The 22,361-nt window shown below is 38.4% G+C and carries 24 protein-coding genes, 16 tRNA genes, 2 rRNA genes and 1 pseudogene; 2 read left to right on the top strand and 41 right to left on the bottom strand.

Annotated features, from left to right (window positions below):
- Positions 1-37: 37 nt before the first annotated feature.
- From JOC74_RS24440 to JOC74_RS19335, 23 genes and pseudogenes are all read right to left on the bottom strand, one after another.
- On the bottom strand, positions 38-388 hold the full coding sequence (locus JOC74_RS24440; RefSeq protein ID WP_211086306.1) for a hypothetical protein: 351 nt from the start codon (positions 386-388) through the stop codon (positions 38-40).
- Positions 389-402: 14 nt separating this feature from the next.
- Positions 403-1,583 (bottom strand): annotated as a pseudogene (locus JOC74_RS19440) (phage major capsid protein).
- A gap of 58 nt (positions 1,584-1,641) precedes the next feature.
- Positions 1,642-2,406 carry a head maturation protease, ClpP-related gene (locus tag JOC74_RS19435; protein ID WP_053602172.1) on the bottom strand — a complete coding sequence of 255 codons (765 nt, stop codon included), beginning with the start codon at positions 2,404-2,406 and terminating at the stop codon, positions 1,642-1,644.
- Positions 2,403-3,656 carry a phage portal protein gene (locus tag JOC74_RS19430; RefSeq protein WP_211086273.1) on the bottom strand — a complete coding sequence of 418 codons (1,254 nt, stop codon included), beginning with the start codon at positions 3,654-3,656 and terminating at the stop codon, positions 2,403-2,405. The genes JOC74_RS19435 and JOC74_RS19430 overlap by 4 nt, the downstream gene beginning before the upstream one ends.
- Positions 3,657-3,687: 31 nt before the next feature.
- On the bottom strand, positions 3,688-5,403 hold the full coding sequence (locus JOC74_RS19425; protein WP_211086272.1) for a terminase large subunit: 1,716 nt from the start codon (positions 5,401-5,403) through the stop codon (positions 3,688-3,690).
- Entirely contained in the window at positions 5,400-5,855 is a 456-nt protein-coding gene (locus tag JOC74_RS19420) for a phage terminase small subunit P27 family (RefSeq protein WP_211086271.1), read from the bottom strand. The genes JOC74_RS19425 and JOC74_RS19420 overlap by 4 nt, the downstream gene beginning before the upstream one ends.
- A gap of 105 nt (positions 5,856-5,960) precedes the next feature.
- A complete protein-coding gene (locus tag JOC74_RS19415) occupies positions 5,961-6,221 on the bottom strand; it encodes a hypothetical protein (protein WP_211086270.1) in 261 nt (86 codons plus the stop codon).
- A 316-nt stretch (positions 6,222-6,537) separates the two neighbouring features.
- Positions 6,538-7,608 (bottom strand): hypothetical protein, encoded by a 1,071-nt coding sequence (locus JOC74_RS19410; RefSeq protein WP_211086269.1) that lies wholly within the window; start codon positions 7,606-7,608, stop codon positions 6,538-6,540.
- Positions 7,609-7,733: 125 nt separating this feature from the next.
- Positions 7,734-8,156 carry a TIR domain-containing protein gene (locus JOC74_RS19405; protein ID WP_211086268.1) on the bottom strand — a complete coding sequence of 141 codons (423 nt, stop codon included), beginning with the start codon at positions 8,154-8,156 and terminating at the stop codon, positions 7,734-7,736.
- 262 nt (positions 8,157-8,418) lie between these two features.
- Positions 8,419-9,210, bottom strand: coding sequence for a peptide arginase family protein (locus tag JOC74_RS19400; RefSeq protein WP_211086267.1), 792 nt, complete (start codon positions 9,208-9,210; stop codon positions 8,419-8,421).
- A gap of 871 nt (positions 9,211-10,081) precedes the next feature.
- Positions 10,082-10,465 carry an ArpU family phage packaging/lysis transcriptional regulator gene (locus tag JOC74_RS19395; RefSeq protein ID WP_211086266.1) on the bottom strand — a complete coding sequence of 128 codons (384 nt, stop codon included), beginning with the start codon at positions 10,463-10,465 and terminating at the stop codon, positions 10,082-10,084.
- Positions 10,466-10,562: 97 nt separating this feature from the next.
- Positions 10,563-10,955 (bottom strand): putative metallopeptidase, encoded by a 393-nt coding sequence (locus JOC74_RS23705; protein ID WP_312883848.1) that lies wholly within the window; start codon positions 10,953-10,955, stop codon positions 10,563-10,565.
- A gap of 134 nt (positions 10,956-11,089) precedes the next feature.
- Positions 11,090-11,260, bottom strand: a complete 171-nt coding sequence (locus JOC74_RS19385) for a Fur-regulated basic protein FbpA (RefSeq protein ID WP_211086265.1) — start codon at positions 11,258-11,260, stop codon at positions 11,090-11,092.
- Entirely contained in the window at positions 11,257-11,796 is a 540-nt protein-coding gene (locus tag JOC74_RS19380; RefSeq protein ID WP_211086264.1) for an ERCC4 domain-containing protein, read from the bottom strand. The genes JOC74_RS19385 and JOC74_RS19380 overlap by 4 nt, the downstream gene beginning before the upstream one ends.
- A complete protein-coding gene (locus JOC74_RS19375; RefSeq protein WP_211086263.1) occupies positions 11,793-12,230 on the bottom strand; it encodes a hypothetical protein in 438 nt (145 codons plus the stop codon). The genes JOC74_RS19380 and JOC74_RS19375 overlap by 4 nt, the downstream gene beginning before the upstream one ends.
- Positions 12,231-12,498: 268 nt before the next feature.
- Complete coding sequence (locus tag JOC74_RS19370) at positions 12,499-14,925, bottom strand: phage/plasmid primase, P4 family (protein WP_211086262.1); 2,427 nt, start codon at positions 14,923-14,925, stop codon at positions 12,499-12,501.
- Positions 14,926-14,980: 55 nt separating this feature from the next.
- Positions 14,981-15,418 (bottom strand): DUF669 domain-containing protein, encoded by a 438-nt coding sequence (locus JOC74_RS19365; protein ID WP_211086261.1) that lies wholly within the window; start codon positions 15,416-15,418, stop codon positions 14,981-14,983.
- On the bottom strand, positions 15,419-16,351 hold the full coding sequence (locus tag JOC74_RS19360; protein ID WP_211086260.1) for an AAA family ATPase: 933 nt from the start codon (positions 16,349-16,351) through the stop codon (positions 15,419-15,421). It lies immediately after the preceding gene.
- 2 nt (positions 16,352-16,353) lie between these two features.
- The gene (locus JOC74_RS19355; protein WP_211086259.1) at positions 16,354-16,908 is read right to left on the bottom strand and encodes a host-nuclease inhibitor Gam family protein; all 555 of its coding nucleotides are present in this window, start codon (positions 16,906-16,908) and stop codon (positions 16,354-16,356) included.
- Between the two features lie 195 nt (positions 16,909-17,103).
- Positions 17,104-17,409 (bottom strand): YqaH family protein, encoded by a 306-nt coding sequence (locus JOC74_RS19350; RefSeq protein WP_312883847.1) that lies wholly within the window; start codon positions 17,407-17,409, stop codon positions 17,104-17,106.
- Entirely contained in the window at positions 17,402-17,551 is a 150-nt protein-coding gene (locus tag JOC74_RS19345) for a hypothetical protein (RefSeq protein WP_211086258.1), read from the bottom strand. The genes JOC74_RS19350 and JOC74_RS19345 overlap by 8 nt, the downstream gene beginning before the upstream one ends.
- Before the next feature lie 14 nt (positions 17,552-17,565).
- Entirely contained in the window at positions 17,566-17,889 is a 324-nt protein-coding gene (locus JOC74_RS19340; protein WP_211086304.1) for a DUF771 domain-containing protein, read from the bottom strand.
- A 28-nt stretch (positions 17,890-17,917) separates the two neighbouring features.
- Positions 17,918-18,130: a hypothetical protein gene (locus JOC74_RS19335; RefSeq protein ID WP_211086257.1), complete on the bottom strand. Its 213-nt coding sequence runs from the start codon at positions 18,128-18,130 to the stop codon at positions 17,918-17,920.
- A 200-nt stretch (positions 18,131-18,330) separates the two neighbouring features.
- Between JOC74_RS19335 and JOC74_RS19330 the strand changes: the two genes are divergently transcribed.
- Both JOC74_RS19330 and JOC74_RS19325 read left to right on the top strand, forming a co-directional pair.
- Positions 18,331-18,936, top strand: a complete 606-nt coding sequence (locus tag JOC74_RS19330) for a helix-turn-helix domain-containing protein (RefSeq protein WP_211086256.1) — start codon at positions 18,331-18,333, stop codon at positions 18,934-18,936.
- Positions 18,937-19,209: 273 nt separating this feature from the next.
- Complete coding sequence (locus tag JOC74_RS19325; protein ID WP_211086255.1) at positions 19,210-20,307, top strand: site-specific integrase; 1,098 nt, start codon at positions 19,210-19,212, stop codon at positions 20,305-20,307.
- Positions 20,308-20,444: 137 nt separating this feature from the next.
- Here the strand turns inward: JOC74_RS19325 and JOC74_RS19320 are convergent.
- From JOC74_RS19320 to JOC74_RS19235, 18 genes are all read right to left on the bottom strand, one after another.
- Positions 20,445-20,526 (bottom strand) — tRNA-Leu (locus JOC74_RS19320).
- A gap of 21 nt (positions 20,527-20,547) precedes the next feature.
- Positions 20,548-20,636, bottom strand: a tRNA-Leu gene (locus tag JOC74_RS19315).
- A gap of 4 nt (positions 20,637-20,640) precedes the next feature.
- A tRNA-Cys gene (locus tag JOC74_RS19310) sits at positions 20,641-20,711 on the bottom strand.
- Positions 20,712-20,728: 17 nt separating this feature from the next.
- Positions 20,729-20,803, bottom strand: a tRNA-Gly gene (locus JOC74_RS19305).
- Between the two features lie 44 nt (positions 20,804-20,847).
- Positions 20,848-20,919, bottom strand: a tRNA-Gln gene (locus tag JOC74_RS19300).
- A 9-nt stretch (positions 20,920-20,928) separates the two neighbouring features.
- A tRNA-His gene (locus JOC74_RS19295) sits at positions 20,929-21,004 on the bottom strand.
- Positions 21,005-21,029: 25 nt separating this feature from the next.
- Positions 21,030-21,103 (bottom strand) — tRNA-Trp (locus JOC74_RS19290).
- 10 nt (positions 21,104-21,113) lie between these two features.
- A tRNA-Tyr gene (locus JOC74_RS19285) sits at positions 21,114-21,198 on the bottom strand.
- A 9-nt stretch (positions 21,199-21,207) separates the two neighbouring features.
- Positions 21,208-21,280, bottom strand: a tRNA-Thr gene (locus JOC74_RS19280).
- Positions 21,281-21,312: 32 nt separating this feature from the next.
- A tRNA-Phe gene (locus JOC74_RS19275) sits at positions 21,313-21,388 on the bottom strand.
- 22 nt (positions 21,389-21,410) lie between these two features.
- Positions 21,411-21,487, bottom strand: a tRNA-Asp gene (locus tag JOC74_RS19270).
- A 5-nt stretch (positions 21,488-21,492) separates the two neighbouring features.
- A tRNA-Met gene (locus JOC74_RS19265) sits at positions 21,493-21,569 on the bottom strand.
- Between the two features lie 94 nt (positions 21,570-21,663).
- A tRNA-Val gene (locus JOC74_RS19260) sits at positions 21,664-21,736 on the bottom strand.
- 17 nt (positions 21,737-21,753) lie between these two features.
- A tRNA-Glu gene (locus JOC74_RS19255) sits at positions 21,754-21,828 on the bottom strand.
- Positions 21,829-21,863: 35 nt separating this feature from the next.
- A tRNA-Ser gene (locus JOC74_RS19250) sits at positions 21,864-21,954 on the bottom strand.
- Between the two features lie 5 nt (positions 21,955-21,959).
- Positions 21,960-22,034 (bottom strand) — tRNA-Asn (locus tag JOC74_RS19245).
- 8 nt (positions 22,035-22,042) lie between these two features.
- Positions 22,043-22,158: ribosomal RNA gene (gene rrf, locus JOC74_RS19240) — 5S ribosomal RNA — on the bottom strand.
- Positions 22,159-22,264: 106 nt separating this feature from the next.
- Positions 22,265-22,361, bottom strand: a 23S ribosomal RNA gene (locus JOC74_RS19235); the annotation flags it as partial.

Below are 22,361 nucleotides of genomic sequence, written 5' to 3'. Positions count from 1 at the left end.
ATCTCCTCCTTATCGGAGAGGGGGCGATAAACCCCCATTAATTCCTAATCCCTGCAGCTTTAAGTTTAGCCAGAAGGGCATTAAGATCATTTTTCAATCCTGTTACATCCGTTGCGGTACTTTCAGCTTGTGCTGCTACTTTTGATGCTGTTAGTTTTCCGTTTAGCGTAGTCTGCAGGTTTGTTATATCTGAAATGGGATGTGTATGAGAAGACGGAGCAAATGTCGAAGGTTTCCCTTGAACATTGTTCCAATCAACTGCTTTTGTTCCACCCAGCTCGATCTCCTGGCCATTTTTAGTGATCTTGCCAGGAGCGTTAATGGCAAGTTCACCTTCAACTACCCACTTATCCGGCTCCCTGTAGTTCTTAGTTGAACGATTGCTCATTTCTTACCCTCCTCTTATTCCGCTGCTACTTCGACTTCGCCTTTAATAACAGATTCCGTATCGACGGTTTTAATATCAAGGCGTTCTCTTACTTTTACGCCTGTTAAATCTTTACCCCACAGGTCCCCGGCTTCTGTAGAAAACTCGATAGACAAAGTTTCACGGTCAAAAATCGTGATAGCTTCTTTAAATCACCAAGATAGAAAGGATATTTATACCCTGTTGGTGCTTCAGGGTCGCCTACAGTAGCAGATTTTAGCACCTTGTTAGATACAACTTTTAGAGGGTACGTGCCAAACAACAATTTTTGAGTAGCATTAGTTGGGTTTGGCTGAAGAATATATTTACCGTCCCCGTCCTTTTGTTTGTCTAACCAGTTGAATCCATCTTGATTCGTAAGCACACCGGAAGAGACTGCAATAGCTGGATCGAGCGTTACGTTAAATACATCTTTAAAATCGTCGATATCCGCTAATGCTTTCGTTTTAGATCCTCCAAAACTAGCATCAAGCTCAGCAAGGATCATAAAATTACGTGTAACCCTAGCTTTTTTCTGGATCCAACTTGTAAGGTAACTGATAATTGCTTCCGATGTGTCTTGTGTGAGCTCACGGGTTAACTTAAGGATGCCGCCTTTTTTCAATACTTTGTAAGCAATATTGCGGAACTTAGGTGTTTCGGCATCAGGGAATTGTGCTGCCTCATCCACGTTATCAAACGGAACATGATCAGCTGTAACTTCCAACACACGAGAACCGCTTAAAGTGGAAACCGGCTCAACATTAACCAGTGGTTCAAGAGCATCAAGAGCACGACGAAATTCTTTAACCTGCGTTCGAATATCCTGAGGAACAGTCAGACCGCCATCTGATTCACCCTCAGCGTTTGGATCAGCCTCAGTCATCATATTGTAAATTTCCATATCATCCTCATTAACGGCTTTCTTCAAAAGGGAAGCCTTGATGATATTAACAAAAGCCCCATGCTGAGATTTCTCATTGTTAACAGGCTTTTTGACTTTATTTTTGACTGCTGCCTTTTCTTGCTCCTCCTGTTCATCAAATAAATCCTTAGCAAGATCAAATTTATTTTGCAGCTTTACCAGTTCTTCCTTTACTGCTTTTGCCTCCTCAACTTTATCTTCAGCAATCAATTTTTTAGCTTCAGTTTTTTTAGCGTTAATCTCATTCAACATTTTTAATAATTCTGGATTCACGATGTAGCCTCCTTAAATTTTGAAATAAAAAATAGAATTAGATTAAATCCAATTCCAATAATAGTTTTTCTTTTTCTGTTTTCTGATTGTCCACTAAGTTTTCGGGTGCCCATGTCTGTTCCTGTGCTTTTTTAAAGTTCAGCAAGCGTTTCATGGACTCATTTGCACTGTTTTGTATGGCAAATCGATTAAAAGAGAAATTGACTACCTCTTCTGCTTCCTGTTCCTGATACAGGACTCCATCAGCAAATCCTTGTTTAACTGCAACATTTGCAGACATCCAGGTTTCATCATCCATCATGGCGGATATTTTCGCCTTAGACCTTCTCGTTTTGACCATATATGCATTAATGATAGTCTCCTTTACCGTGTCTAAGACATCCGCAGTTTTTCTTAACTCTCTCATGTCTCCTTGTGCGGTAGTAAGTGGATTGTGAATCATCATGACACTAACCGGCGACATGAGTATCTCATCTCCAGCCATGGCGATGACACTTGCAGCTGACATAGCCTTCCCATCAATTTTAGTTGTGACCTTGCCTTTATGTTCTTTAAGGGCATTATAAATACCGGCTGCGGCAAACACATCTCCGCCGTATGAGTCTATCCAAACCGTAATATCCTTTTCGTTATAATGAGCAAGCTCATCTTTAAAAATGTTCGGAGCAGTAGCTTCAATACCAAACCACTCATATAACCACACATCCTCATCGCTTACGATGTCTCCCTCAATTCTCAATTCAACGGTTTCAGCTTGATCTGGTGTCGCAGCATTTACGCTGAAATTCCAAAACCTCTTCATGTTTGATCACCCCCTTTATCGTACTGCTTTCCAACATCGGTGGCTGGAATATAATTGCCGTTTACCATTAACACATCCCCACCCTCAGCAATAGGTAAATTTAACAATTCTCTTGCCTCGTTTGGCTTATAAATGCCATTATTCACACCTGAAGCCAACGTATCCATTTGCGTTTTGCTATCAGTACGAAGAATTACTTTCTCGTTGAATTTAAAAAAGAAGCCCTGCTCGACTTCTTCTGGTGTAAGAATCTTATAATTGATCTCCTCTTCATATTGCTTTAGGATAAACAACTCGGTGTCCACATAAAAAGAGAGCTGCTGCATTTCTGAATTTGCATAGCTCGACTTTTCATAATCATTAATCTGATTTGGTTTAATTCCAAAAGCGCCGGCGATCTGAAGAGCGCTGAATTTTTTCAACTCGAAGAATTGACTATCCGTTAACTTGATATCTAATGGTATCAGTTTCATTCCAAGTGGAACAGGAATAATTTTTCCGCTATTTTCTGATCCATTTGCAAACTGCTCAAAACCTGCAACAAGCTTTTTCTTTGCATCTTCGTTTAAATCTCCAGTATATTCTAATGCGGCTTTAGCAGTAAGCCCGCTTTTATACAAGTTATTCATAAAATTCTGGCTCTCGAGTCCGCCCTCAACTGTAGATTTTAGAATGTCTTTTACAGGTACCCCTAGTACCCCATCAAAGCTATATGAGGTCTTAAAGTGTAACACTTCATCTGAACGCAATGTATATCGTTCGCCACTATATTTATCCGTATAGACATACCAGATTTGCTCTTTAGCACCAAAGTATCCGGCATCGTCAATGTAGACTTGAACACTTTCTGTAGGCATAACCCACATGTCTTGTATTTCATAGCTGCCACCGAACCTCTGAGGCTTAAAGACTTTTCTAAGCCAAACATACGCATTCCCATTATGATTTCTATTTTGCTCTACTGCCGCCCAAAAAATGGATGGTGTCATTACCGGATTAGGCCTCAGTTTTAATAGCTTATGAGCTGCATTTGAATTTGCTTTTTCAATACCTTTTTCCGTTTCCTGATAATACTTTAATGGCATTTTTCCAAGCGTCTCAGATAACATCTTAAGGCAGGTGAAATATGTGACCTCGCTGAGCATATTCTTAGAAGTCTTGCTAATCCCTAGCCACTCTAAAAGTGTTTCGCTCTGCATATCTGCAGCTTGTGGAGCTGGGGAAAGCATGTTTTTAAATTTTTGATACATCCTACTGAAAAAATTCAAATTCTCACCTCCCTCACCATCCCATCATTTTGAGATATTCTTCCGCTGATTCATTGATATCAATATTATTTTCTTTATTCATTAATACGATTTTATGGGCATCAATGATCGCATCGATCGGGTCGATTCGTTTAATGCGGTAGTTCTTATCGATTTTACATTCTCCAAAACTATTCCACGTTAATTTTGCATTTGTTACGCTCCAAGTCAAAAGACCGTTTACCTCGTGATAGAGGATATTGCCGGCATCAACTTCAAGTTTAAAATCCTCTGTTGCCTGGTGAAGACTCTTGGCACTTTGAACAATTTCAATGCAATCGCAACCGAATTCTTCAAGATCAACCAGGAACGTATCCGCATTATGTGGATCATACGCGATTGCTTTAAATTTCAGATCGTATTCCTCTTTAAGTTTTTTCAAGTGTTGAACGATGTACTTATAGTCAGTTTTCACACCGCCTATCGTCTCTGTGACTGTTAACAATCCTTCCTTAAGCCAAATGTCATAAGGAGCCTTGTCAGTCTGTATATGTTCCATCAGGCGCATTTTAGGTATGAATGAATGCGAATAGATAAAATATTTTTGTTGATCATTGAATCTAACAGGAAACTCTAGCGCCAATGAAGTTAAATCGCCTCCGCTTGATAAATCCAACCCGACAACACATTCATTCCCTCGCATGTCTTCAAGGGTTAATTCGGTAGCACACTTTTTCCAATTTTCGATATTGATATAATCATCATCAGTTAATTGGAACCAGGCGTTAATCCGTTTTGTTAAAAAGTCACGTAGCTCTTCGCCACCGATTCTTTTTGCCTTGGCTGCGATATCCTTCATTCGGTCCACACCGTCAGAATCTGCACACACTAGAGGATTGGCTTTTATCCAGTTTTCTGAATCCCAAATATCATCATCTTTATCCAGCTGAGCGATGTAAACAAATTGGGTCTCATTCGAAAATGCGCCTTCTAAAAGTTTGCAGCAGTCGTTATACAACTCATAACATGGACTGTTTAAATCAAAACCAGCTGTTGTTATGACGCTAATAAGTGACTGTTTGAGCTTCCCAGTACCGCCTTCCAAAAGCTTGTACATTTGGTTGTCTTTGTGGGCGTGGTATTCGTCCACGATGCCGAGGTAGGGGCGAAAGCCATCAATCGATTTAGTATCTCTTCCGAGAGCTCGCACTGTTGAATGAGTCAGATGGCTAATAATCGTACTTTCATAGTCTTTGACTTTGAATAACTCCTCAAGGTCGGGATCCGCATTGATGAATTTCACAATCTCATTAAAGACGATTTTCGCCTGATCGGACTTGGTCGCTGTACAGTAAATCTGTGCGTAATTGTACCCATCAAATCCGCTGCAGTACGTTCCAAGAATGCCATTTAGCAAGGACTTACCATTCTGCCGGCCGAGTTGAATATAACTGTTACGGAAACGGCGATATCCGGTTTCTTTATCAACCCAACCAAAAAGACTTCCAAGGATAAATGCCTGGAAGTCTGCGAGTTGTAATTGTTCCTTACCTTCTCCCTCTGCAATAACAAGGGTTTCAGCAAATTCGTTAATCCGATTAGCCTTTTCCTCATCGAAACGATAACGGAACGAAGCTAAGTTTTCACTTTCAAGATCATGTAAATGCCTTTCACAAGCTAGTCTTGCATACTTACCAGTGACAATTCTGCCCTCATCGACATCAAGAGCATATTGTGTAACGCGATTCATGGACCAAACTTACTAAATTTATTCTTCGGTTTCTCATCTTGTTGCTTAGGAACAACAAGTTTACACCGAGAGCTTATAGTTAATCCTAAATCACTGGCAGAAGCCCTGGCTTGTTTGAAAAGTTTTTCTTGAATTTTTAAAAGGTCCATGTATCTCTCACCAACTGACTTCATTTTCATCAGCTTGACGCTTACTTTTTGGTATTGATTTTCAGCCACAATGAATCGAGCGAGGGCTTCACAGTCCAAATTCGTCATGATTTCGATGGCTAATAGCTCTAAGGAAATACGATCGAATTCAGCTTTCAATTCATCGGGCAAATAAGAAGGCGCCTCAACTTTATCAGCCGGCGCCCAAACTTCTTTTGATTTTCGATCTTCAATTTCATCCTTGGTCAAATGTTTTTTACCTTTCACCACGAGTAAATCTGTCGGTTGTCTTGGTCTGGCCATCGTCAGGCGCCCTCCTTTTCAAAAAAATTCATTTAGGGAGTTTTTACGAGAAAAAGGGCCCACCTGCGACCCCATAGGCTTTATCTCGTACTTTTTTGGTACCCCCTACTCACCAAATCCATTCCATTTTGCTACCAATTGCTGAAGCTCTCGTTGGGTTCGTTCTTGATCATTCTCGTACATCTTGTGAATCTTCTCATGTATACTGTTTGTCAGAGGGATGAGGTTATATAAATGCAACCTCATATTCCAGTCCTCTTTGATTGGCACAATGTGGTGGAACACATCGTAAGGTACAATCCGATCATAGATGTAGTACGAATAAAGACACAATCCTTTGTACTTTGAATCTAGAAACTGCTTCATTTGTTTCCATCCTCGAGAGTTATAGAACCGTTGCTCTTTATTATCGTTACGTTTAGCTTTGTATATCTTATGTCTTTGCTTCTGCTGCTCATTATACATCGCCTGACAACCATCACAGTATTGCAAACTTGCTTCAATTAAGATATTGCATCTAGAACACAATTTTTTAAGCATGATTAATCTCCCTTCTTATCATAGAAAAAGACACCCGATTATTGGGTGCCTCCTGACTTTATTAATTTAACTATTACTTGCTACAACATCTAAGTTCTCTAGTGTAATGAGGCTTATTTTCTAATAAAACAGAACACTTTCACTATATATTAATAAAATGATACTTTGCTATTGATATATATTGCTTACAATGGTCACAATTCACTGCCCATTGATATTGGATTTCCTCTATTTGATCCTTGTCAATTGCGGTAACTTTTTTGCAATTTAGACAAAATAACGGAAGTGAACCATTGGATAATAATCCTAAAAAGTACTTCTTTCCAGCTTTATCTTTAATTCTACTGAACCACTTAGTAATTATAAAAAAATTATTATATATTTTTGTGTTTTTCGGTAATGTCTCAAAGAGTTCTTCATATAACTTAATCACAATTCCTGTTGAATAAAATAATAAAAGTGGTATTTTGCTGTAGTAATAATCCCATCTCACTTTGTAATCTTTTTCTTTTAAAAATATATTATTAAAGTCAACACTTCTTATTGGTTTAGCTGTCGTGACAAGATGATTTGCTTTATTCCACATTAATTCAAGGCTAAATGGCTTATTATATTCGTACCTAACATCATAAAAAAAGTCACTAGTTATCTTATTGTTTTGTAATATAGGTTGAAACTCATTAATATTGTAGGCGTTTGTAATAATCCTTTTCATTTTTGTTTTTTTATTCTTTCGAAGGGACCCTATTTCATAATATTCTAATTTATTTTCAGCTAATAATTCTAATAATTCCTCATTATTAAATAGAAGCCATTCTAAATAAAATAAATTATCTTTGAATGGTTTTCTTAAAAGAGTGTATGCAATTGCTGTTTTTCCTTTCATTGAAGTTTCTAAAGATTCATATATATAACTTATAAAGTCAGCTAATATTGCATGGAACAATTTTCTTTTTAAGATTAAATTTGCTTCTTCTGAATAACCGTTAGAATTTAACCAACCTATAACATCATTAGTATCATTCAACCCGGATAAACTTGCCCGGCCTTTCTCTTTTATATCTAAACTCATCTTATAATCGTCTTCCATACACTCTTCAAATATGCTTAATATTACATCGTGTAAATACCAACAGAAATTATGATCTATCCAATATTTCTCTGGAAAATCATAATAGAAGTAATTTTCACTTTTATTACCGGAAATAGTCATTGAACCTCCATTCAAATTTCTAATTTAGTATAGTTTACAAATATGTAAAACTTTTATCTCTTCTTGATATATCTCTGTAAAAATGAATTTCATATGCTTTATTCCCCAAATATGCTATTATATTTTTATAAATTATCAGCGCTAACATTATATCCACTAGATTTAAGACCTTTAACTAAATTTAATTTCCAACCATTTGAAATATCAAATTGAGTGTAAATTACACCAACAATATCAGATGGAATTTCTAATTGGCCTGAAGGATCATCTTTTAGTAGCGCTAACACATTTTTTCTACTTAATTTCCCTATAAAATAACCTAATTCAAGTATTACATTTTGCCTTGCTCGGAAGTTATTTAATAATGGTTGTTGTTCTGATCTTTTAAAGCCAATGTCATCTGGTGAGAGAAGTACAACAGCATAATTACAGTCTGATGCATGCTTTTCGAACTTTTCAATAACTGTAAAACCTTCATCGTCCTGTTCGCTCAGAATAATAGATTCTAATCCAAGTTTTTCTATAGTACGAGCAACCGCTTGTTTCATTGCCTGATCTCAGCGTCTTGTCTAATTGCATCTAATTTAATCTCATCTTGGAATGCTAATTGTTCAGTTCTTTCAATCAATTCTTTAATTAAATCAATGTTCCTTTTATGGTTCATTTGAAATCCCTACTTTCACAATATAATCTTTTAATTTTTCTACATTAACTGGCTTTTTTCTTTTTATTACAAAATCCAGCTAAAATACATTGCTTACAATTTACCCGAAATTTTTGCACACATGAAAAGTGCCTTGGACGATACTATTACCAATCAATAAGTTCTTCTTTATCAATCTTGAAGGAAGTCAAAAATAAATCCAATAAATAATTGCACGCTTCTTCTCCCCCACAATATTCTGGGGACAAGGCTACAGTTATAACGTCCCAATTAGTCAATTGTTTAAGGTACTGTAGATTTTTTATTATTTGTTCTTCACTTCTCAATTTAGGATTCGAATCAAAACTATCCGAATCATTAAAATAATCTAAATCAATATCCAGAATAGTCTTACTAAGCTCTAGATTTAAAAGGAAATCATTAATACTCTGCTCAAAGTCTTCGATAGATTTTAAACGAGAAATATTTTTATCATACCTAAGAAGGTTTTCAAAGAGTTTTCTAACAATTGGTTTGTCGTTCTTAGGATCCTTTTCAATTTCAAGTCTTAATTTTTTTTTATTTAATTCAGTTTTGGAATCATCTGATATATAAATTACATTACCCACCGTGTTTCGCATGATAGCCGGCCAAATAAAATTATCAATGTGCATATAAATCCGATCTGGGGAAGTGCCTCTTGAGTAATCAAATTTCTCCCCAAGTTTTATGGCTTCTTCAAAAGAATTTATTTTATCTAGTATTCCAACTATTTCAATCGCTTCTGGAAGATCATCCAAATGAGAATCTACATGTATAAGTGTAGAATTAAGCTCTATTTTCCCCTTTAATCTTTCAATTTCCCATGAAGAGAATGCATAATTATGATCTCTCATGAAATAAACACTTTTGTTTTTTTGCCTTTTCCTCCATGCAGGATTGTTCTTCCATTCATTCAAAAGAACCACTCTCCTTCTAAATCATTATACCAAAAATTGAAATTGAAGGGAGGAAATGCAGTTTTGAATATTTTGATTTAAAGAAATATTTCACATTGAGTAAAACCATGAAATAAAATAAAACTTTTAAATGACCGTAAGTCGGGTCTTTCTATCTTCTTCTTATTCTGCAATTCACACGTTTGTAATCACCTTTATTAGTACCCATGATTTCTTGCCACTTTCATTCTTTTCTTTCTCCTCAGGAACTGCAAATGATCTCGTATTTGCACATCGTATCTCCTTACTGAATAATCCCCACCTTATGCTATTTGCTTGATTATTTTTTTGCAATCCCAAAATACTCCGAGAGGAATCCCAAGTATAGTAAGAGCGCAGGGTAAAACGAAATTACTATTCTCCCGATGCAGCTGCCGCAAGACTAGCGCGATCCAGGCTCAGAATGTCCTCTCGTATGGCTTCATTCGTCAGCACCCTTGTTCCACATCCGGATGCGCCATTGATAAGGGAAAGGCGCGTCTCCCGTCCGTCCGTTCGTTATCTGATAAGTAAAGCTTACCTTTTCGCAACAAAAAAAAAGGTACCCAAAAAGGTACCCAATTTGTTCGAAAAATGTCCGAAATCTAAATGTATCCTAACCTTGTTAAATGCATAAGCTGTAGTAAATTGAATAGCGGAGGTGATTTTCTTTGTTTAAGTTAGATGTTTCCATTACCTTAGATTTAAGGTTGATGGAGTTACTTCTAATTGTCATGTTTTATGTTATCTTTGTGTAAATCCCTACCCGGCAACGGATTTTCGTTGCTGGCAACTACAAACGCAAAATAATAATATAAACATGGATTAAACAAAGAAATCTCCTCCGGACGATTTAAATAATTCCCAAAGCAGTCGCCAGCCGAAAAATGGCGGCTCTTTTCTTTTCGTAATACTTTCCCTTTTTGAGACCGAGTTCAAGGTATATGTCAATATCATTAAGGTGTTTAAGGGATAGGTACTTTAATTCAATGATTTTCCTTTCCTCTTCGTCCAATCCGCAATTTAATGCTCTGTCAACCTGCTTGACTTTTAAATTATTATTTATTTTTATTCGTCTAAACTCTGGGAAAAGGTTTGTAGTGCCGGCTTCTTTTTGTTCTTTAAGGTTTTCTATTTGAACTTTTAATGCTACATACTGCCGTAGTTCTTGAACTACAAGGGACCTAATTCTCTTTTCATCGATGTCCGGAAAGAAAGATGATTGTTTAACGATCATGTTTCCCTCCATTCGTTGTTATTTTTATTTATAAAAGATATCAACAGTGCAGTAATTAAACACCACACATTCCCTCACCTAACCAACCCCTGTATCATTATTTAACCCTCTGCATTTTCGTTTCTCGGTTAACATCTTCGAAATTCATTTGATGTTCTGCCTCACGAACGGCAGCTGCAAATTGTTCAATGCCTGTTTCCCACAGCCCATGACGATCAATAATATCTGAGAATTCTTCCACATCATGTTCACGAATGCTCCAGCTGTCCGGATCATCAACGGTGCCATACACAGTAATCCATTTACCTTCAATTTTTGGATCCGGTTCTTCCCAAGATGTTCGGCTAAAATGGCAAAGTTCATGATCAACTAATTCTTCACGCTGTTCTGAAGAAAACAGTTTCCAAGCTTCTTTATTGATAAATAAAAATAACATGTAGTCTGTCATATGACGTTCGAATGTGGTGCATTTTTTGCTTTCCCTGCCCACTTGCTGCTACCTTCACGGATGTAAAAACCAATGTGATCTTTCGCATCTTTCAAATGCGGGTGATTCTCATCAATAATTTTTTCAGCAAAATTGTTTTACTTCAATTGATTCTTCAAAGCCTACAAATGCCATGATTATTTCCTCCCTTTAACTAACTGTTTTTTGTAAATCTTCTGTAATTCCGAAAGAGTCAGCTCGTACAATTGCCTGCCCTCGGGTGTTTTGTAATATCCAATTTCGAGCAATTTTGACTTGATATCATCTTTTTTCCGTTCCAGATACATCGATTTCATTAGAGGGTTCATAGCAAGCCTCCTTTCAATAGCTCTCGGGCCATATATAAAAAGTGATGGTAAATATAATTTCCGGTTGTGCTTGCTGAAAGGAAAACCGTTGAAAAATTATATCTGACTTCAAATGATTTAAGGCTGCCAAGCAACGCTTTCGGATCGTATTTGCTACGATATTTACCGTTCAATATTTTTTGGTACCCTTCTAGGTCCTCAACGATGAGAACAAATGGGTGCTTGGTGCTTCGAATTAATTCATTCTCAAACCTGGACCTATCCTTAATGGATTGAACAAGCTCGTCCACTCCGTTTTTTCTTTCAATGGCTGCGAACAAATACATATCGCGGGATATTCCAAAATCATCATTTTTGGGAACCATCGCCGAGTAATCACCGGTTTTCATCGTTTTAAATTTGAATGGAACATCTTTCTTTCGAAAGTAATCAAGTACATGCTGGTTCTTCTGCTCCCTGGTATCCACAGTGATGATCATACTATCTAAGATTTTCTTTAATTCAGTATCCGTATAGTTATAGTGAATGATGTTCATACTTTATTCCCCTTAAAATAAGACATTGCCCTTTCATAGATTTCTAAAGAAAGCTTGTCCGTTTCCTCATCCTCAAAATTGGAAACAGAATGATCTAAGTTACGCCATCCATTCTCCCAAAAAATACTCAATAGTTTCATAAGTTTAATAAGAGATTCTTCATCATGATTAAGCCAGACATCTATTTTTCTATTCATATCCTGCTGCTTCCCCATAATATAATTAATGACTTTATCGATCGTCTGTTTTACAGAATGATCGTGTTCCGAATAACTACCCTGTAGATATTGAATGATTCGTTTTTTATATGTCTGAACAAACTCTTCTAGCTCCGGATAAACATTTTCCGGCTTCTCGATGTAAAGATCATTTCCATCCAGAACTAAAGGCGATCCCAAGGATGCAAGATCGATGCAAATTTGTTTAGGGTGCAAATTTTCCACCTCATTTTAAAAAGGGTTATCGAAGGGTTATCGTATAAAAATTTTAGTAACCCATTAAAAACTCAATCATATCAAGGGGTTAAGACTCATTTGGGTTACTGGGTTATCAAAGGTTATCTATTTTTTCTATTTAACTCTATATACTTATATATATATTATTTTTTATTATTATTTTTCATGGGAATGAACAGAGAAAATTCAGTAACCCTCAGTAACCCCTGAAAAATGTAACTTCTCTATAACCCTTATATATCAATGGTTAAAGCTTCTTTCGATTAATAGAAGTAACGTTATTTGGGTTACTTTTTGGTGAAATTTCAGTAACACTTTCAGTAACCCCACAACCTTCTTCTTTCAAAAAACTTCCATCTACGAACTGATTTAATGTAATTCCATGAATAAACGTTTTGTTTTTCGCACCTTTTTCTTTTTTGAAACCACGTATTTCCATTTGGCGATAGAAAGCACGATTTTTCAGCTCCATTTCATTATTGGAATAGCACCAGTTTGCATAATTTTCATATAGAGATTTAGCCTCTATTTTCGCTTCTGAATGGAGAATGCAATTTTCGTCTATGAATGGACCTAATATATCCATATCCTTTCGGTAGCCTTCTGTCGCTCGTCTAACAGCTTCTGCTTCGCCGAGCCCTTCCTTCTGCCACTTCAAACAGCCTTCTACAGCCCAACGAAGGATGCCAGGCATTTCTGCAGCAAGTTTTTGAGGAAGCTTTTTATCCACTTTGTCTTTAGAGATTGTTACTGTAAATGGTACAAGACGTATCCGGCGCCATATCCCTTCATCACTGCCTTTAATGATTGGCTTGTGGTTGGTAGTAAAGAAAACTTTGAACTCAGGCGTAAATTCAAAATACTCTTGTCTCAGGAAGCGAGCTGACATCTTTTCTCCCCCAGTGATCTGTTTCACTAGAGACTCCGACAGCTGCTGCCCTTCTTCACTCTCAACAGCTGAGACAAAACGTGCACCATCCAGCCGGGCAACATCATTGTTTATGCCTGAATCGTTTTTCTTTTTGATGAAAGTGTCGCTGTTTGTCTGCCGACCATAATCACCTAACAAGTGCTGAATTGTATTGATGAATGTTGATTTACCGTTTCGTCCGTTACCAAAAAGAAAAAACATAACCTGTTCTGTAGTCTCGCCGGTAAGAGAATACCCAATGGCTTTTTGCAAAAACTCAATGATTTCATAATCCGGCTCGCCTTCATCAGTAATAAAAATACTTTCAAGAAAGGAAATCCAGTTTGTGCTATTAGCATCCATCTCATAATCAATTGGAGATATTTTGGTGAACAGCAAATCTCTATCGTGCTCAAGCAGCTCACCGGTCCTAAGATCAATAACACCATTGTTACAATTGAAAAGATATTTGTTTGAATCCAAATCCTTTTTCCTCACGGCAACCATCGGCTTAACATCAAGAATGCTATTCACCCGGATAGCGCGTTTTTCGCATTTCTTCGCCCATTCGTAAAGCTGTTTTTTTTGATATTTATCTTCTTCTTTCTGCGACTCTGTATAAAGAGATCGGAGCGTTTTGGCAGTGATTGCTTCAATTTTTCGTTTACTGTCTTCTTCCCACTGCTTACCGTTCCAGATTAGCCATTCAAGTTCGTTACAATATTTGATGTTTTGGCCGTGATAGTAAACAATCCGTTCAGCATTACCTAACTCAGTCAAATGAAAAGAAGGTGGCTTATCAATAATTTCTTCCGTATCTTCCACGGTTGATTCAACTTCATCCGAGATATAAATTTCATAAGGCTTTTCTTGCTGCTCAAATAAATCTGAGATCGTAGAACTTGCTGAAGCAATTGCGGTCATGATTGTCATTTCTCCGTATGTACGACCATCAGAACTATGCTGCCGATCCCATTTCTTTCGATAAAGGTTTGACTCTCTGAACATTTCATCCATTTTGCTCTGATTCTTATCGGTCCAGAAGGCTAAATGATTACAAAGGGCCATGTCAGTTGATGAATGATCATCATTGATAAGTTGACCATCGAATAATGATTTGATTGTGGAACCGTTCTTGCTACTAAACATTCGATCCCACAATTCTGAGTTAGAAAGCTGACTGAAATCTGTATTTTCTCTTGGAACGGATGTTTTTTTCTTTACTTTCTTTTCTGTTAAATATTTTTCAAACAGAATCTTTAATTCTTCCGTTCGTTCCTGGACATCATCAACATCAAGACTATGGCCAGTAAAAGTGAAATATCTTCCGTGTCGATATACTTCCAGGCCTTTATCCGGATTTTTCCGTCCGGTACCTGGTCCTCTTAATGGAAGCTTACCTTTTGCAATAATGTGGATTCCGTCTCCACTTGGTGAATACTCTGCATAACTGTTCATTATCTGAACAATGTCCTCAGCGAGATCGGACAGAACTCCATCAGTGACACATGAATCAATATCGATACCAATGAATGGATCATCTTTAAAGAACATAAAGCCTATACCGTCATATCCGCCTTTATTATAAAAATTAACGGCAGTATGAAACGTTGACCAAGTTCTTTTGTCATTTGATCGGGCCATGCTGCCATCGATCTGATAAGGCACCTTTGTTTTCTTTCCTTCACGTTCTTCAGACCGCCACAAGATCCACTGAGGAGCATTTTTTAGTTCATCTGGTATGTTCTTAAAATCGTAGTTCATGTAAACTCCCCTTTAAAAGAGGGGAAGCTTTTTACTCCCCCAGTGTGTCTCTAAATTAGAACGGCACGTCTTCATCGCTGATATTAATTTCATTGGCTGCCGGTGCATTTACCTCAGAAGGTTTGAAGCTTTTTACCTCCGGATATTTTTTACCGTTATACTCTCGTTCGCCGACAACTAAGCGTACTGGCTTATTGAGAAAAGCGTCTGCCCACTCTTTATATGATTTGAAGCTTACTCCATTGGGGAAACCGGCAGCCTTGGAGGCTTGATGGAATCTCCACATTGCATTATCAGTAACAGTGAAGTTATCAAAGAGTATTTTTTGGCCTTGGCAAGATTGCTCAACGTCAGAACGGATCTCATAGTCCACAATGACACGATTATTTCCAGAACTGGCTTGTTTCAATTCATAATTAACAACTGTTACTTCATATTCACCTGGCTTGATTGGTTCGAATGATTCACCTTTGCTGTGATCGACTGTAAACATTTATTTTTCCTCCTTGGTTTTAAAAACTTGTAATCTATCAAGTGCTGCAGTTGCAAGTTTGATAGTAAAATCATCAAGCATTTTATCTGCTTTGAATTCAAACTCAGCAACCTTTTTAGTCGCTTCATCATTTCCATTTGCAATTGCCTTAATCTGATCAATTAGGGAAACTCGTTTGGATTCTTCCTCAGCTTTTACATCAATTCCAAGCTCCAGCCATTTATAGAGATTACGCCCAACGTCTGCATTTATCTTCTGTGGATGACCCTCAAACAACTGGGTGTTATCCTTTGATGTTTCGGCAACATGATCGATGTCAATTTGGAAATTAAGCATAAATTCATATTCCATTTCATCTTTCTGCACCGGCTTAGTACCGACTTTTCGAGGAGCCATTTTCCCTTCATTATTTGGCTCAACAACATATTCTTGTTTGGTCCTAAGAGTTGCCAGGATGTGAACATCATTTTGGGTTAATGTTTTTACCAGCTTAGTTGTCTCAGGTGCCATCTTGCCCCAGTTTTGAAATGAGTTACCCTGCATTTGACCATGGGTTTCAACTATGCCGCCTTCACCCTGCCAATTGTGGGAAAGAGAATCGATAATAATTACTTCTGCCCCAGCTTTTTTCATGGTTAGAACGGCCAAGTTATATCGCTCTGTTGTATAAGGTGGCTGAAAATTAATGTGTTGAAACCGTCCTATTTTTGTGTCATCAAATACTAATCCAACATGAAGCTTTGAACGATTGTGTTCTGTATCGATTAGGCCGATCTTCTTCCACACATCTGCCTCTGTTGCTTCCGGATAAGCTTCCCGCATCATGCCGTAAGCAGTTAACAAGGCGCCGGCTGTTTTTCCAGATCCACTGCAGCCGATAAAGCCAACAACGGCTTTCAGTTTCTCCCGTTGGGCCTCTGTTACTTCAAACATAATCACACCTCCACAGAATAGGAGATAGATTCTGGCTTAATAGAAATACCAGGAATAAGTTGTCCGTTTTCGTCCACAACTACTTTCTCACCACTGATTTCCACAATCTTGAGGGATTTCTTCAAATCAGCCCATTTCACACTGTTCTTGATGTAATTATCCATGCCATTTTCAATAACATGCTGCAGAATAGCTCCCTCATCTGATTTCTCAGGAGCTTCCTTAGATTTGCGACTCTTCGATTTCCCATAGGGTGTGGAGAGAGTCTTGGCTTTCGGATCTGTATCCAGCTGTTTAGCATGAAACCCCGATACAAGGCCTTCAAAGAAAGATAGGGAATCAGTAATAGAAGAAGTTTCACTTGCTTCCCATTCCGCAATACGTTGTCTTTCTGTCTCAGCAAGTGCTCTAATATCTTTCTCCTTTGTTTTCAATGCAGCAATTTTACGGAAAACCCAGTTCAGGCTGTTCATATCCGTAATTTCAAACTGAGGACGGTCCTGCTGCATTTCACCATTAGATATTTCATTTAGTTCAAAGTCCTGTAAAGGATTCATATATGGCACCTTCCTATGATTGATTTTATGAATGCTCCCAGTTAGAATGGAAATGTTAAATGTTTATAATATTTTAGTCCACTTGGCAGAGTGGGCTAATTTTGTTTAGCCTCATCTTCCTCGTCTTTACCTGTGTCATACTGTAAATACTCCAATGGATACCCGTATCGATTAATTTCTGAGATAATTGGGTGTTCAAGATTCATGGTCAGGCACCCTTATCACGTTGACATTGATCCCTTTTTGCAGAAACTGTGAAGCTAGTTCATGCATCTGCACGACCTCTACAGGATGATGCATTCTTTTTAAGTCTCTGAACATCTGAATTGCCGATTCACAAAGCGATATACATTCCTCAAAGTTGTTATCAGCAATTTCTTCTGGTAAAAGTTCCTGCATCAAGAACTCAGCTGAAACAATCTTTCTGCGTGCAATCTTCCTATCAGGTGTTAAAAACTCATTTAATGCCGATGTATTTTTGACGCGAGTCAGTTTAATCACCTCCTTTTAAGTTGGCTATTTTCCAATAGCGCTGACGCTGACGTTTTGCAAACTCCGAGATATTCTTTCTTCCTTTGATGGCCATATCGATTTCGATCTGGATGAAAAACGTGGTTAGCTCATAGGCTTTATCCTTGGTCAATTTGTCACTCCCTCTCATTTTTGAAATATTTCACTGAAATGCTTATCAAGGAATGCAGCCATTTTATTCGCTTGAAAGCTCCATGCTTGTCCTTTGGCATTTGGATAAAATACAAATCCTCCATTTTCAATATCAAGCATTTTTCGAAATTTTGAAGGATAAAGAATATTTTCTTTTATCCACTCTGATTTTCGACGGATGCGATGCTCCAAGTCTTTCATGTTCCAATAAACGCCGGCTAGCTCTTGCTGTTTCAATTCCAATAATTCAACCTTGGAAATGATCACCGAGTCCTCTGGAACCGGGATCGTGAGATTGACATTAAGCTCCTGCACAATTTTCACCTCTCTTTCCTTCCTACAACAATCAAGCTGGATACTGTTCTCCTTCACTGAAAAGATACTCTACAGTTAGACCGGGGAAAAAATGCTTCTGAATTTTAAATATTTCAGAGCGGGTAAACTCCGACTTGCCTATCATTTTGTTACTAAATGTTTTTCTTGCTATGCCAAGATGAGCAGAAACTATCACGCCATCGATGCCTTTTCTCGCCATTTCTGCCCGTAAGTTAGGAAACATTGAATCACCCCCTCTTTATTTACCATGCGTGGTAGGTACGTGTCGATAATATACCACACATGGTAACTTGTCAACCGAAAACATTTTGGTTAATTACGTTACGTGGTATATAAGTGCTTTCTTTTTGACTGTAGCTAATGTATAATAGAATAAAATTACTACGTAAGGTAAAAATATTTACCATAGGAGGTAAAACAGAGATGAAATTTACGGATAAACTCGATGCGCTCATGGAAGAAAAGAATATTTCGAAGATGGGTCTATCAAAAAAATCAGGAATACCTTACACAACTATCGTTAACTTTTACAAAAAAGGATCGGAGAACATCAAATTATCCACTTTAAAAAAGTTGGCTGACTTTTTTGAAGTGAGCTTGGATTATCTTGTAGACGATGAAGAGGAAGATCGTCAAGTATCCAGCATTGAATTGATTAACCTACCGCTTGTAGGGAAGGTCAGCTGTGGAAACGGTACCGTGGTCATGGAAGAAATCGAAAAGTACGAAGCTACACCAAAGGAATGGCTGAACGGAGGTGAGTATTTTTACTTGAGAGCAAAAGGTGATTCGATGTCTGGCGCTAGGATTAGTGACGGTGATCTATTGCTCATTAGGAAACAAGCTGATGTTGAGGATGGGGAGATTGCTGCTGTCGTAATTAATGAAGAAGCAGTTTTAAAACGTGTATATAAGCAAGAGGGTACTTTAGTGCTTCAATCAGAGAATCCTAAATACCCTCCAATCGTCCTGACTGACGGGCGCGTTCAGATCGTCGGCAAGTTGAAGAAGGTTGTTATTAGTTTTTAATTTGCCTTAAGTTAACTTAATTGAGGTTATTTTACCTTGAGAGGAGGTTTTTTATTGTGAAAGAAAGTAACTGAAGTTATTGAATCCTTAGTTAAAGGCGATAAGGTTTTGATGGACAATGGCACCAACCCCTATCAAGGATTTCGCGTATCACTAGATGAAAAGACTATCACAATTTATATTTATGTATCCATATTGACGTTACCTTTCAGAGAACTGAAATTGTAGAAATTTCAAAAATTTAATTGTAAGAAAAGAGAGGATGAGCAACTAATGGCCAGCTATCAAAGAAGGGGAAAGACCTGGCAGTATACTATTAGCGCAAAGCCCAAACCAATTCGCAAAGGTGGTTTTAAAACAAAAAAAGAAGCAGCTATCGCTGCCGCAGAAGTTGAAGCTAACTTAAATAAAGGGGTAAGGCTTCAGCTAACTCCAATACCGTTTGATGAATATTTCGAAAAGTGGGTTGCATTATATAAAAAACAGCTCAAGGGTCCAACCAAGAAGCATTATGAAGATACTCACAAGGAAATCCAAAAATATTTTGGAAATAGTCCAATTCAAGAAATTATTAGAAGCGATTATCAAGCGTTTATAAACAAGTTCGGGTCAACTCGAGCAAAAGAAACAGTTGAAAAATTACACGGCCATATAAGATCCTGCGTCCAGGATGCAATCGAAGACGGGGTTGTGCATGTGGATTTTACAAGGAAAGTAAAACTGTATTGGACTGTGCAAGCAAAAAAAGCGAGCGAAAAACATCTTAACTTTAAAGAAAGTGAATTGCTTTTAAAAGAATTATACAAACATTTATCAGAAGGTTTAGGTTATTATCTATTATTGCTCGGCCTTACATCCGGATTACGTTTTGAAGAATTAGTTGGCTTGACTCGTAAAGATTTTGATTTCGTCCACAATAAAATTCGAGTTAATAAAACTTGGGGATATAAGAAACAATCTCCTCTAGGATTTGGGCCAACAAAAAATGAGCAGTCTAATCGTATTATCAAAATTGACAAAAATACTATGGCTGCATTTAAACATTTATTTGATATCATGCCTCCTAATTTACACGGGCTCGTATTTTACAGTCCAGTTTCTAAATACAAAGTCATTAGCAATACAAATGCGAATAAACTATTAAAAAAAGTTTTATCCGAATTAGAAATTCAACCAATTACCGTGCATGGATTACGTCATACTTACGCAAGTGTCCTACTTTATAAAAGAGTTTCTGTCTATTCTGTTAGCGAACGTTTAGGACATAAGGATGTTGAAACTACAAATAAATATTATGCCCACGTTCTCAAAGAACTACGTGAAGAAGATGATGAAATAGCTGTAAGTGCATTTGAAGAGATGGCTGTGTAAAAGATGTGTAAAAAAGATTTAAATTATATCTTCTTCTATCGTTTTCTTCCAAAAAAGAAAAAACCCACAAAACATTGATATATCAACGTTTGTGAGTTAATTCCCTGCTTATAACTTTTTCAAAAAAAACCTAAAGATACCGGTGGTCGGGGTCGAACCGACACTCCAAAAGGAACACGATTTTGAGTCGTGCGCGTCTGCCAATTCCGCCACACCGGCAAGATGTGAACTAAATAATGTTGGTGCCGAGGGCCGGACTCGAACCGGCACGGTAGTCACCTACCGCAGGATTTTAAGTCCTGTGTGTCTGCCAATTCCACCACCCCGGCATAAAGGCGACACCCGGATTCGAACCGGGGATAAAGGTTTTGCAGACCTCTGCCTTACCACTTGGCTATGCCGCCACACTAAATTAGCAAGTTGGAGCGGAAGACGGGATTCGAACCCGCGACCCCCACCTTGGCAAGGTGATGTTCTACCACTGAACTACTTCCGCAAAGACTTTATATATATTATATGCAAAATAATAAAAAAAAGAAACTGGGCTAGCTGGATTCGAACCAACGAATGACGGAGTCAAAGTCCGTTGCCTTACCGCTTGGCTATAGCCCAATAAATAAATGGGGCGATTGATGGGAATCGAACCCACGAATGCCAGAGCCACAATCTGGTGCGTTAACCACTTCGCCACAACCGCCATGGTAAGAATATGAAAAATAATATGGCAGGGGCAGTAGGAATCGAACCCACACCGGAGGTTTTGGAGACCTCTGTTCTACCGTTAAACTATGCCCCTTTAATAAAAATGGTGGAGGGGGACGGATTCGAACCGCCGAACCCTGAGGGAGCGGATTTACAGTCCGCCGCGTTTAGCCACTTCGCTACCCCTCCGAAAAGCAGTGCCGGCAAGAGGACTTGAACCCCCAACCTACTGATTACAAGTCAGTTGCTCTACCAATTGAGCTACACCGGCAAAATAAATGATAGGAACTTGCTTTACACAAGTGGTGGCTCGGGACGGAATCGAACCGCCGACACACGGATTTTCAGTCCGTTGCTCTACCAACTGAGCTACCGAGCCGTATTTTATTGTCTTATATGAATGGCGGTCCGGACGGGACTCGAACCCGCGACCTCCTGCGTGACAGGCAGGCATTCTAACCAACTGAACTACCGGACCATATTTGGTTGCGGGGGCAGGATTTGAACCTGCGACCTTCGGGTTATGAGCCCGACGAGCTACCGAACTGCTCCACCCCGCGATGATAAAAATTCCACTTGCTTTATTCAGCCTCTCAATCGGTGTGATAATTACTCCGTAATGAAAAGCTATAACATTGTATTAAGAACCAATGATGGAGGATGACGGGCTCGAACCGCCGACCCTCTGCTTGTAAGGCAGATGCTCTCCCAGCTGAGCTAATCCTCCGAAAAACTGAGACTAAATGGTGACCCGTACGGGATTCGAACCCGTGTTACCGCCGTGAAAGGGCGGTGTCTTAACCGCTTGACCAACGGGCCCCTTATATAAAGTATGTATGTATAAAGATCCAATATGGCGGAGAGCAAGGGATTCGAACCCTTGAGACGGGAAAACCGCCTACACGATTTCCAATCGTGCTCCTTCGGCCACTCGGACAGCTCTCCAAAAATGGCTCCGCAGGTAGGATTCGAACCTACGACCGATCGGTTAACAGCCGATAGCTCTACCACTGAGCTACTGCGGAATATGTCTGCCTGGCAACGTCCTACTCTCACAGGGGGAACCCCCCAACTACCATCGGCGCTGAAGAGCTTAACTTCCGTGTTCGGCATGGGAACGGGTGTGACCTCTTCGCCATCATTACCAGACAAAATAGGGACAAAATCAATTATACTATGTATTATATAAATTTCAATAGAGAAAATAAATATTCTCTCAAAACTGGATAACGTTTTAAGCAAATGACATTCATATTTGGTTAAGTCCTCGATCGATTAGTATCTGTCAGCTCCATGTGTCACCACACGTCCACCTCAGACCTATCTACCTGATCATCTTTCAGGGATCTTAC

It is taken from the genome of Bacillus capparidis (genome assembly GCF_017832095.1).
Lineage (GTDB): Bacteria > Bacillota > Bacilli > Bacillales > Bacillaceae > Bacillus > Bacillus gobiensis.
The sequence above is the reverse complement of the archived record's forward strand: the minus strand, read 5'-3'. Positions and strand labels throughout refer to the sequence as shown.